Annotated in this window: 3 protein-coding genes; all 3 read right to left on the minus strand. The window is 66.4% G+C overall.

All coding sequences use genetic code 11. From position 1 onward, the window contains the following. Positions 1-191 precede the first annotated feature (191 nt). Positions 192-9608 carry a peroxidase family protein gene (locus G5V65_RS12660; RefSeq protein ID WP_165050620.1) on the minus strand — a complete coding sequence of 3139 codons (9417 nt, stop codon included), beginning with the start codon at positions 9606-9608 and terminating at the stop codon, positions 192-194. Positions 9609-9855: 247 nt separating this feature from the next. Then, complete coding sequence (locus tag G5V65_RS12665; protein ID WP_165050622.1) at positions 9856-10806, minus strand: GlxA family transcriptional regulator; 951 nt, start codon at positions 10804-10806, stop codon at positions 9856-9858. 67 nt (positions 10807-10873) lie between these two features. After that, positions 10874-11857, minus strand: a complete 984-nt coding sequence (gene proX / locus G5V65_RS12670) for a glycine betaine/L-proline ABC transporter substrate-binding protein ProX (protein ID WP_165050625.1) — start codon at positions 11855-11857, stop codon at positions 10874-10876. Positions 11858-11897: the final 40 nt, after the last annotated feature.

Raw genomic sequence — 11897 nt, forward strand, 5'->3', positions numbered from 1 at the left:
CCGTGCCGTCCCGGTCTGGCTTCGCGTGGGTTTCCGCGTCGTCGTCCGGGGGCGCTGGGCCAAGGCTAGACCCGCGCAGCCTGGCCCGTTACGGGAATGGGTCCGGCATTTCGTTGGACAAAGGTCCGATGGGATGCCCGACCGTGCGAAAGGCAACCCGGCCGGGGGGACCGGCCGGGTTGCGCCCTGGTTCAGAGGTTGAAGGACGATGCGTCGAGGTTGTGCGCCCCGCGCAGCGTGAGGCTGAAATCGGCCTCGTCATCGCCGTTGGTGTAGCCTTCGATGATCGTGTCCACGCCATCGGCCGTGGCCACCTCGCGGATCACCAGGCTGCCCGGGCCAGCGGCCCCCTGTTCGGCAAGCGTGAAGCTCTGGTTGCCGTTCAGGCCGACCCCGGCGTCGATCCCCGAAAGGTCGATCCGGTCACCCGGCTGGAAGTCGGTGATGACATCGCCATCCGCCGCCCCGGCCGAGGTGAAGACGAAGACATCCGCGCCATCGCCACCCGTCAGCACGTTCACCGAGAGCGAGGCCTTGATGACATCCGCGCCCTGGCTGCCGATGACGTTCTCGATGCCCACCAGGCTGTCGGTCACGCCACCGATGCGCACCGTGCCGATGGCCGTGGCGGCACCAAGGTCGATCGCTGCACCGCCGAGGATGGCCGACAGGTCGATCGTGTCGCTGCCTGCGCCGCCGAAGATCATGTCGGCACCGTCATCGGCCGCGAAGGTGAAGCGGTCATCGCCCTCTTCGCCCATCAGCACATCGGCCCCCTGCCCGCCCGAGAGCAGGTCATCCCCCGCACCGCCGGTCAGGACATCGTCGCCGCCATGGCCCATGAGGATGTCATCCCCGGCCTTGCCCGCCAGGGCATCCGCCGTGGCACCACCGACAAGGACATCCGCCCCTGCCCCGCCCGCCACCATGCCGCTGCCCGAACCCGGCATGAGGACTGCGCCTTCGACGACCGGGGGAGTTTGGGGCACTCCGCCACCGCCGCCCGTCCCGGTGCCATTGCCCGGGCCGTTTCCGGCCTCTTCATCATCCTCCTCGTCCGAGCCAGTGCCAGTGTCAGACTCGTCGCCGCCCTCGTCCTCATCATCCGTGCCGGTGCTGGCATCGTCGTCGTCCGTGGCGCTGTCTTCGTCGTCATCCGTGGCACTGTCTTCGTCATCGTCCGTGGCCGCGCCGTCATCGCCGCCGGCACCGATGCCATCATCATCGGCATCCGTGTCGTCGTCGCCCTGGTCGACCCCGGCCGCCCCATCCTCGTCCGACAGTTCGAAGATACGCTCATCAAGGCCCACGAGCCCGGTATTGCGCATCACGATATCGGCAAAGCTCTGGCCTTCCACGAAGTTGGCATAGAGGTCGAAGTTCTCCAGCCGGTCGACATAGTAGAAGCGGTCGCCTTCCTGCAGGCGGTCAAGCTGTTCGTGGATCACCACCCAGAAGGTGGACCCGACAAGCCCGCCATTCACCTTGGCCTCGGCCAGCCCGCCGACCCAGAGATCGACACGGTCGATCCCCCGCACGGTAAAACTGCCGTCGGCATTGGCGATCAGCCCGATATCCGGGTTCAGCGCGCCGAAGGCATCCGCCGCCGCCTGATCTGCCAGAACCAGATCGGGATAGGCCGCGCGGAACTGGTCCAGCATCGCCGCCGACAGCCCGTTCCGTGCCCCGAAATCCTCCCAGCTTGCATAGGGTTGCAGCAGGACCGGATCGACGAAGCTCAGCGCCTCGCGGATATAGGGGTTGGTCGAGGCCAGAAGCGACGCCTTGACCTGGTTCAGCGTGCCGATGCCCACATCCCGGCCCCGCGCCACGTTGAAGGCGAAGAGGTCGGCGCTGACGCGGACAAGGTCATTGCGGATGCCATCGACCACCATCGTGTCGACCTGCTCCGCCGCCTGCCCGGCGATGCCCGACAGCACCGCCCCCGCGCCAAGCTGGGCATAGCCCGGCTGCGGCACATAGCCATACTGCGCCAGCGTCGCGAGGCTTTGCGTAAAGGCCCCTTCGGCATTGGTCGGGTTCAGGAAGGCATCGAAGAGCGACACCTGCGACACCGTCCCGTCCGGGTTCGTCACCGAAACCGTCTGCGCCACCATCGTATGGCCAAAGCGATAGACGGCCGAGGCGAATTCCTGGCTGATCGAGGCATCGGTTTCCGGGTTCCACTCGGCAAAGCCGTGATCCCCCTCGCCCCGGATACCCGCGCCACCCAGCAGCGTCTCGGCGAATTCGGTGAAGACGACGCGCTGATATTCGGCCTCGTTCACGATCTTGGCCGCCTGGAACAGCTCCTCCAGCGTCAGCACCGTGCCCGATGCCGCATAGCTGGCCGCAAGCTGATCGACATGGAAGTTGTGGTTGCGGGCAAAGATCGTGTGCATCGAGGTCAGCGTGATGTTCTCGTTCACGCGCCCGTCGCCCGCCACCACGTGATCCAGCAGGTTGATGAAGGGGTTGGTATCCAGAAGCAGGGGTTGCCCCTCGCCCATGAAGTTCGACACCAGCCCCGGCAGGACCGCCGCATTGATGGACCCGTCGGCATTCAAGAGATCGGGATAGAACTCCACCAAGGTCTGCGCCCCGCCCGCCAGATGGGCAGCACGGAAGACAGTCCCCGCCTCGATATGGTGCATCAGCACATCGCGCAGCGTGGGCAGCAGTTCGAACCCTGCGGCAGAGGGGTCCTCTGCCCCCATCAGCACCCGCGCCCCGAGACCGCCCGCCCCATCGCTTTCGCGCAGAAGCTGACCGATCAGGTTGGTCGACCCATAGACCTGGTTCTGGTCCACGAAGGGCGAAGTCAGGTTGCGATGCTGCGCCGCGCCATCGGCGTCAAAGCCCATCACGCTGGCCCGCGTCAGGTCGGCCGGATTTTCCGCCCGCGCCCCCGCGCCCGGAGCCCCGATCTGCACGGTGCCATTGCCGCCCTTCGGAATGAAGCTCAGCCCGTGGTCGAAATACTGGGCAAAGGCGGTGAAGAAGGCATTGGCAGTCGCGCTCGGCGCCGTCCCCGGTGCCTGCGCACCAAGGATGTCCGAGATCGTCCGCGTATCCAGCCCGTCGAAGATCGGGTTGATCGCATTGTTGCCCGTGGCGGCGTCATAGTCGCCCGAACGGTTTTCGGTGATGCGGATGAAGGCCTCGCCCTGCGCGCCCTGCGTCGGGTTGGCCGGGTTGTTGCCCACCCCCGTCAGCGTCCGCACGCCCAGCGCATTGGCCCCGTCATCGTTGCCGTCCGCGCTGACCCCACGCACCAGCGCCAGCAGGCCCGCCGCATCGTTCGCGGTCAGGACAGGCGCGGGCGTCTCGTTGCCGCCCTCGGTGGAACCGTCCTCATGGTCTTCGCCTGCGCCGGATGCCACCAGAGTAGGCGCCGCAGATGCCGATCCGGTGAAGGTGACGGAATGGCTGCCATTGGACATGGTCACCGTGCCGTTGCCGTTTTCGGTGGTGACATAGGCGGCGGGATCGTTGCCTGCGGGCACTTCGATCACATCCTGCGGGCGCAGGGTGCCCACCACCATGTCATTGCCGCCGCCGGTGCGGAAGACGATCCGGTGCGCCGAGTCGAGCGCCGAGATATCCACCGTGTCATCGCCTTCCGAGCCGTTCACGCGGATCGTGTTGATGCGCAGGCTGGTTCCGGCGAAGCTGCCGATGGGGGTGACGGTGTCCGCGCCGGGGCCGGTATTGACGATGATCTCTTCGATCCCCGCCAGTTCCGCGATCACGCTGGCCGCGTTGGTGCCGTTGCGGGTGACCACGATCTCTGTCGCGGCGGCAAGCGAAGCCCCCGGATTGGCGACGAGGAAATCCGCCCTTGCATAGATGCGGTAGGTTTCGGCCTGGTTGTTGCCGTTGATGATGAAGGTATCACCACCCGCGCCATTGTCGCCGCCATTGATCACGTCGCGCCCGTCGGGCTGCGCCGCCACGATGGTAAAGCCGAGGAAGGTGACCGGATCGGTGACGCCCCAGGAGATGATATCGTCGCCCGCGCCTGCATTGATCGCATCGTTGCCGGTGCCGCCGGTGATCGTGTCGTTCCCCGCCAGCGCGTTGATCGTATCCGCCCCGCCCTGACCGTTGATGACATCATCCCCGGCCGTGCCGGTAAGGGTATTCGCCCCGCCGGTCCCGTTCAGCACATCGCCCACGACGGTGGTCGGTGCCGAAACGACGGTTTCCACTGTGCCCAGGCCATCGGTGAACTGCACCTGCACCCGCAGCGCCTGGCCCACCTGGGCCTGGGCAGGCGTGAAGCCTGTCCCCGTCGCGCCGCCGATATTCACCCAGGTCGCCCCGCCATCGGGCGAGCGCTGCCACTGGACCGACAGCCCGCCTGCGCCCAGACCATTGGGATCGGCGATGCCCGTCAGATCGACGCTGAGCGCCTGCCCCTCGGTCGGGGAGGTGTCGCTGATCACCGGCGCGCCGGTGGCGGGCAGGTTGACCAGAAGGATATCCTGATCGGCGAAGCTCAGCACCTCGATGTTGCGCAGCCGGTCGGAGCCTTCAAGCTCCAGCCTGCGGCCCGTCAGCGGATCCAGCGTCCGGTCCACCCCGGTGACGGGGTCGATCAGTTCAAGGCTGGCCGTGTTGTGGGTGACGGTGATGGAGCCGTCGGCATTGTTCGTGATGGTATAGTTCTCGCGCAGGTCCCAATAGCGCGCGGTATCGACATCGCCCGCCTGTCCGCCATCGAGGATCTCGCGCACCACCTCCAGTTCGCTGGGGCTGATGACGCGGGCAAAGAGCGCGCGTTCCAGCGTCATGCCGCCGAACATCACCGCGCCGGTCGCAACATCCACGATCTGATGCGTCAGGCCATCGGCGGTGCCGACGGGCTGGCCGGGGACGCGCACCTCGATCCGCGCGTTCAGCCATCTGTCGCCGTCGATGATGTCATCGCCCGACATGCCGCGGATGGTGTCGCTGCCCGCGCCGCCCAGAAGGATGTCGGCCCCGGTCGAGGTGTCCATCCTTGCCGGCAGTCTTTCGCCGGTATTGGGCTGGACGATGTCGAAGGTGCCCAGATGCGCCACCAGATCGCGCAGCCCGTCGATCAGGTCGATGTTCTGTTCCAGCAGCGCGTTGGAATAGGACTGGATCGGCGAGGTGGGCGAGACCTGCGCCGCATTGCCCTGGGCATCATAGGCCCCGGTCACCACCTCACGCCCGGTCAGCCGGTCATCCCCGGTCCAGCCCGACAGACCCTCGACCAGATCGAAGCGGTCGCGCAGGATATTGGCCTGCTGGTTCTGGAAGATGCCGAGGTTCATGTCGGCTTCGACATCATAGGCGTTGCCCTTGTAGGCCACCCAGTCAAAGCCCGCCATGCCGTTGTTGCGGTTGATGCCGATGCCCTGGAACATGATGTCATCGCCGGATTCCGCGTCGAAATCGGTGTCGTTCTCGCCCGCGGTCATCACGTCATGGCCGATGACACGGCTGTTGAAGAACAGTTCCGAATTGTCGCCGGTCAGGGTGTTCATGTTCCCCTGGCCTTCCATCCAGTCATTGCCTTCGTTGCCGAAGACGACGCCGCCGCCGCCCGTGGGCGAGCGGATGAAATCGTCGCCCTGACCGCCGAAGATGTCCTTGGCCTCGTCCCCGCCGGAAATCACGTCGCGCCCGGCACCGCCGAAGATCAGGTCAAGACCCATGCCGCCATTGATGACGTCATCGCCCTCTTCGCCCTTGATGACATCGGCATCGCCGATATCGGTGCCGCGGTCGGTGATGATGTCGTTGCCCGCGCCGCCATGGATGTGATCGACGCCAAAGCCGCCTTCGATCACGTCATGGCCGCCATAGCCCCAGAGCCCGTCATCGCCATCGCCGCCGATGATCGTGTCATCCCCGGAGGTGCCGCCCAGCACGACATGTTCGCCGCCCAGATAGCGGATGTAGTTCGCCCCCCGCTCCACCAGGCTGGTCGTGCCCAGCATCGCGGTCAGAACGTCCGCCTCGCGCGTCGGGTCGGCGCTGCCGATGCCCGGGTTCCACTGGCGGGACTGGTCGATCTCCAGCACCCAGTCGGCGGTCTGGAAGGCCGCGCCGTTGATCGACAGGCCCAGATGTTCGCCATCGGTATTGCGCTGGATCAGATCGGCGAAGCTGTCGCTTTCCAGCTGGCTGAGCAGGTTCATCCCCTGCGTGCGAGAGAGGTAGTAGAACCGGTCGCCGTTCTGCAGCATCTCCATCTGCGCCTCGAAGACGAAGGTGAAGGTCGATCCCAGCATGCCGCCGAAGGACATCTTCGCCTCGGCCAGGCCGCCGATCCAGAAATCGACATTGTTCAGGCCGCCCAGCGATCCGCCCGCGAAGGCGCCGGTCGCGTTCAGGAAGGCCAGCCGGTCGGCGGGCGCCCCTGCCCCGCCCAGCACCAGCAGCATGGCCGCGTCGCGCTTTGCCTCGGTCGTGGTGGCAGAGGTGATGGTGTCATGGGTGCCGTAGGCGGCGATGAAGTTCACCACCGAAAGCGGGTTCTTGATTGCGGCCGCGAAATCCGACCAGCTTTCATAGGGGCGCAGATAGCTGTTCTGCGTCTGCTCGAAGAACTGGCGGCGCGCCTCGTTCAGCGAGGGGATGCCGACATCCCGCGCCCGCGTCATGTTCAGCGCGGCAAGGTCAAGCGGCAGGCCCACAAGGTTGTTGCGCAGGGCATCGGTCAGGAATTCGTCGATCTCGTTGCCGTGCTGGCGCGTCATGCCGCGCAGGATGGCCCCTGCCGCCGCATGGGCATCGCCGCCTTGCGCATCGAACATCACCGGGTTGAGGAAGGCATCGAACAGCTCGACCGTGGTCAGCCCGACAGTGCCGGTTTCACCCAGCGCGCCGGTGGCATCCAGCATGCCCAGCATGTCGACCGTCTCGTTCAGCATGGAATGGCCGAAACGATAGACGACCTGCGCAAATTCCTGGCTGATGCCGACCGGAATCTCGACCGAGTTCGAGAAGACGAAAGGATCAATCTGCGGGGCGATGGCGCGGACGAATTCCTCAAACACCAGATGCTGATAGACCATCTCGGTAGAGAAGCGGCCCGTCTGGAACAGGCGTTCGCCGTTCCACACCAGATCCGCGCCGGAGGCGGGCATTGCGGTGACGGGCACCAGCAGGTATTCGTTCAGCATGCCCAGATCGCCCGAGGCGAGCAGCATCTCCTGAACCGCCTCGATCTGGCGGTTGTGTTCGCCGTGGAAGATGGTGTGAACCGCCGTCAGGGCGATGTTTTCGTTGCCGCGCCCGTCGCCCACGATGAAGTGACGATCCAGCAATTCGTTGTCATAGGTCGAGGCCACGCCGAACATGTTCACCGGCTGGCGGTTCGCGGTCAGCCCGTCCTCGTCGGCGGTCTTCAGCACAAGCGTCGTCACGCCATCGGTGGGATCGAGGTCGACCGCACCGGGGGCCGCGTCATGCGCGATGTCGTTGAGGAAGGCCCGGCCCGCCGAGGCCAGCGTCAGCGCATCGACCGGCGCGGCGATGCTGCCCACCACGGTGCCGCCACCCGCCAGCACGAATTGCGGCATCCCCGTCGCCGGATCGGCCATGAAACGCCCATAGAGATCGGTCAGCACGGCCGGCACGGAATGCACGTTCAGATCAGACAGCTCGATCCCCAGCATGGTGCGCGCCTGCGCCTTGATGTCGGCCCAGGTGGGCGGTCCGCCGGTGGCGCTTTCCAGCATGCGGCCCGTGGCGACGGGGCGGCCTTCATGCAGCATGTATTCGCGCAGGAAGACCTGATGCGACGGGTTCGAGGTATAGACCTGGTTCAGGTCGATCCAGGGTGTGGTTTCGTTGGCATTCTCGCGGACGTCGTCCGCCGTGCCCAGCACGCCATCCGGCCCCGGCTGGTTCGTGGCGCGGGTCAGCACCATGAAATTGGTCGGGCTGCCGGGTTCATAGAGCGGATCATCCGGCATCAGCGGGATATAGACCGTGCCGTTGCCGCCCTTCTGCGTCAGGTCGAGGCCGTGGTCGAAGAACTGGCCGAAGATGGTGAAGAAGCTGTTGAAGGGCGCCGTATCGCCCAGATCGGCCGAGACGTTGCCCAGGGCCAGGTTGACGCCGTCCATCTCGATCCCGTTGGCGGTGAGCAGGGCCTGCACCTCGGCATCGGCGAGCGCGGCCTGATCATAGGGCGCAAGCGCCTCTTGCGCGGCGGTGACATCGGCCACTTCGTCCAGCACGGCGGCCTCGGCCGCGTCAAGCGTGGCCTGCGCGGCGTCGCGCACCGATACGGCATCTGCCAGGTCACCCTCGGCGTCGGTGACGGCCTGCTGCGCCGCCCCGAGATCGCCCGCCACGGCAGCGTTGGCGGCATCCAGCGCGGCCTGGGCCGCGGCCAGATCGGATTCGGCGGCGGCCAGATCGGCGGCGGCGGCGGCGGCACTTGCGGCGGCGCTGTCGCTGGCGGCCTGGGCCGGGGCGACAAGGGCAGCCGCGGCATCGCGCGCGGATTGGGCGGCGGCAAGGGCGGCGGCGGCATCGGCCAGCACTGCATCCGCGGCGAGATCGGCGGCATTGGCCGCATCCAGCGTCGCCTGCGCGGCAGCCAGCGCGGCGAAGGCCGCGTTATAGGCATCAAGCGCCGCCTGATTGTCGGAAGAATCGCCATCGGCCAGTTCGATCAGCAGCGCGACATTGGCCGCCCGCTCGGCCGCGAAGGCGGCATCGAAATCGGCCTGCGCCTGCAGGCGGGCGGCTTCGGTCAGGAGGGCGGCATCCTCGGCCGCCGTCAGCGCAAGCTGGGCATCGGCGAGGGTGGCCTCGGCCGTGGCCAGATCCCCCTGTGCGACGGCCAGCGCTGCTGCTGCGCCGGCCGCCGCCGCGGCCGCATCCGCATCGGCCTGTTGGGCCAGCGAAAGCGCCGCAGTCGCCGCGGCAAGATCTGCCTCTGCCGCGACCACGTCCTGGGAAAGGGCGGCCAGCGCCGCCTCGGCGGCGGCAAGGGCCGCCTGGGCCGCCGTCACGGCGGCGGTTGCATCGCCAAGGGCCGCGCCCGCCGTCATCACGGCGGCATTGGCGGCGGCGAGTTCGGCCTGTTCGGCGGCCAGCGCCGCCTCGAGGACGGCGCGCGGCGGCAGGCCCGCCAGATCGCCAAGGCCCTCTTGCGCGGCCTGATAGGCGGCGTGGATCTGCTGCGACAGGGCAAGGTTCTGCGCGCCGGTCACCCCGGCGATGGTCAGCGCGGCCGAGATCGCCGCGATATTGCCCAGCGTCTGATCCGCCACGAGATTCGAGATGGTGCGCGGCCGCGCGTCATAGACGGAACCGGCAGTCTGCGCATAGCTCGTGGGCTGCCCGCTGCGCGGATTGGTCTGCGCCGCGATCCAGACCGGATCCAGCAGGCGGTCCATCAGATTGTCCGAGGCGCCGCTCTGGGTATAGCCGATCTGGTAATTGTTCAACGCGCCCGTCACGGTGCGCAGGCCATCGGGCACCAGCGGGCTGGCGATCAGCGAGGCCAGCGCCTCACGCGCATCCATGCCGCCTTCGATCAGACGATTATGCTCCTCGGCGATGCGGATCTGGTCGAGGATATGGGCGAGATCGTTCAAATTGAGCGTGACCATGGCAGTTGTCCCTGTGTTGAACAGAATCGATGGGACAGCGCAGATCTGCCCCTTATCGCCCGATCATCGGGGTTCGGCGGCGGGGTCGACAAAGGCCGACGGTCCGGGGGAATGCTGCATTTGGTCCGAAAACCATCGGACCAAGGTCTGAAAGGCGCGGGTCGGAACAAGGCCGTGGAATGCGGGTTCGCGACGGCGACCGGGCCGGTGGCCAGACCTGTGGCCAGACCTGTGGCCAGACCTGTGGCTAGCCCAGGGTCGTCCGCTGCGCGAGGGGCGAGATGCCGTAATGGCTGCGGAACACCTTCGAGAAATGCGACGTGGAGTTGAAACCGCAGGCCATGGCGATTTCGGTGATCGACTGTTCGCTCTGCACGATCAGGTTGCGGGCGCGGTGCAGGCGCATCTCGGTGATATAGCGCTTGGGCGAGGTGTTCAGATAGCGGCCGAACAGCCGCTCCAGCTGGCGGGTGGAGATGCCCAGAAGATCGGCCAGTTCGCAGGGGGCGAGCGGGTCTTCCATCCGCGCCTGGACGATGGCGATGGCACGCGCGAGATGATCGTTGCGCATGCCGTGGCGCGACTGGATCGACACGCGCTGCGCGGCGGTGCCTTCGCGGACGGCGTTGTAGCACATCTGGTCGGCCACGGCGGTGGACAGGTCATTGCCATGCTGCCGGGCGATCAGGTGCAGCATCAGATCCGCCGCCGCCGTCCCGCCCGAGGCGGTGATGTATTTCTGATTGGCCACAAAGATGCTGCGGACCAGGTCCACCTCGGGGAATTCCTCGGCGAAGAGATCGTGGTATTCCCAATGGATGGCGGTTCTCACCCCGTCGAGGAACCCCGCCCTTGCCAGCACATAGGCGGCCGAGCAGATCGCCCCCATGGCTGTGCCCGTCGATTTCTCGCGCCGCAGGTAGTTCAGCACGGCAGGCGTCGTCGATTGCTGCACATGGATCCCCGAGAGGACGAACAGCCGGTCGGCATGGCCCATGGGTTGCAGGCCGCGATCGACCAGCGTCACCGATCCGTTCGAACAGCGCGCCGATATGCCATCGACGCTGGCCAGCGACCAGCGATACAAGTCGCGGCCCGAGACGAGATTGGCAATCCGGAGCGGCTCCAGCGCGCAAGAGAATGCGAGATGCGAGAAATTCTCCAGCAGGAGAAAGACGAAATGCGTGGCGCGGGACATGGCGATGCGGGCGGCGGGCCTGGCTGGGTGAAGAAGGGGGGCAGCAGTGCCCCCCTTCCCGTTTCGCTTATTGTGCTGCGGCGCGGGCGGCTGCCAGCCAGGCATCATAATCGGCCTGATGCGCGGCGATCCATTCCTCGGCATGGCGCTGCAGGTCTTCGGGCTTGTCCTCGCCGTTGGAGATGCGCAGCGCCTCGGCCGAGACGTCATTGATGTCCATCCTCGCCGCTTCGAAAAGGGCGCGGGCTGCCGGGTTGGCCTCGAGGAAGTCGTTGCGGGCCACGACACGGATCGAATCCACGGCAAAGCCCAGATTCTTGCCGTTGAACTCGGTATTGGCCGTCGCGCCATCGGGCAGCGGGGTGCCTGCGGGAACCGAAAGCCATTCGGCATCGGTGCCGGGAACCAGTTCGCCCGCCACCCAGTAGGGAACCCAGGTGTAGTAAAGGATCGACCCGCCATTGTCCTTGCGTGCCATCGCGTCGCCGATGATGGCCGGATAGGCGCCCTGGTTGTGGGTGACGGTGTCGCGCAGACCCAGCGCATCGAGATGGGTCTCGATCACCCTTTCGCAGCCCCAGCCCGGAATGCAGCCGGCCAGATCGGCCTTGCCATCGCCATCGGCATCAAAGCGCGCGGCCACGGCCGGATCCTTCAGCATCGACAGATCGGTCACGCCTGCGTCATAGCTGGCCTTGTCCACCATGTAGCCCTGGATCGCGCCGTCGATATAGGTGCCGACCTTGGTCATCACCGCCTCGCCGCCGGCTTCCTGGAAAAAGGCGTCATGCAGCACTTCCCAGCTGACGGCCATGAAATCCGCATCCCCCGCACCCACGGCAAGGTGCATGGTCTGGTATTCGGCCTCGTTCGGTTCGGCGATGGTATAGCCCAGATCCTCCAGCGCCTTGAACAGGACGAGGTGCTGCATATGCTCCTCGATCTGCGTCGACAGGATCGGGCGGACGGTGACGCCTTCGCCGGGCTTGTCCTGCGCGAAGGCCGGCAGGGCAAGGGCCAGGGTCATCGCCGTGGTCATGAAGAGTTTCATCTTTTGCTCCCAGTTGGTTATGAGGTGGTCTTGAGGTGGT

Origin of the sequence: Paragemmobacter kunshanensis, from assembly GCF_011059185.1 — a bacterium.
Lineage (GTDB): Bacteria > Pseudomonadota > Alphaproteobacteria > Rhodobacterales > Rhodobacteraceae > Paragemmobacter > Paragemmobacter kunshanensis.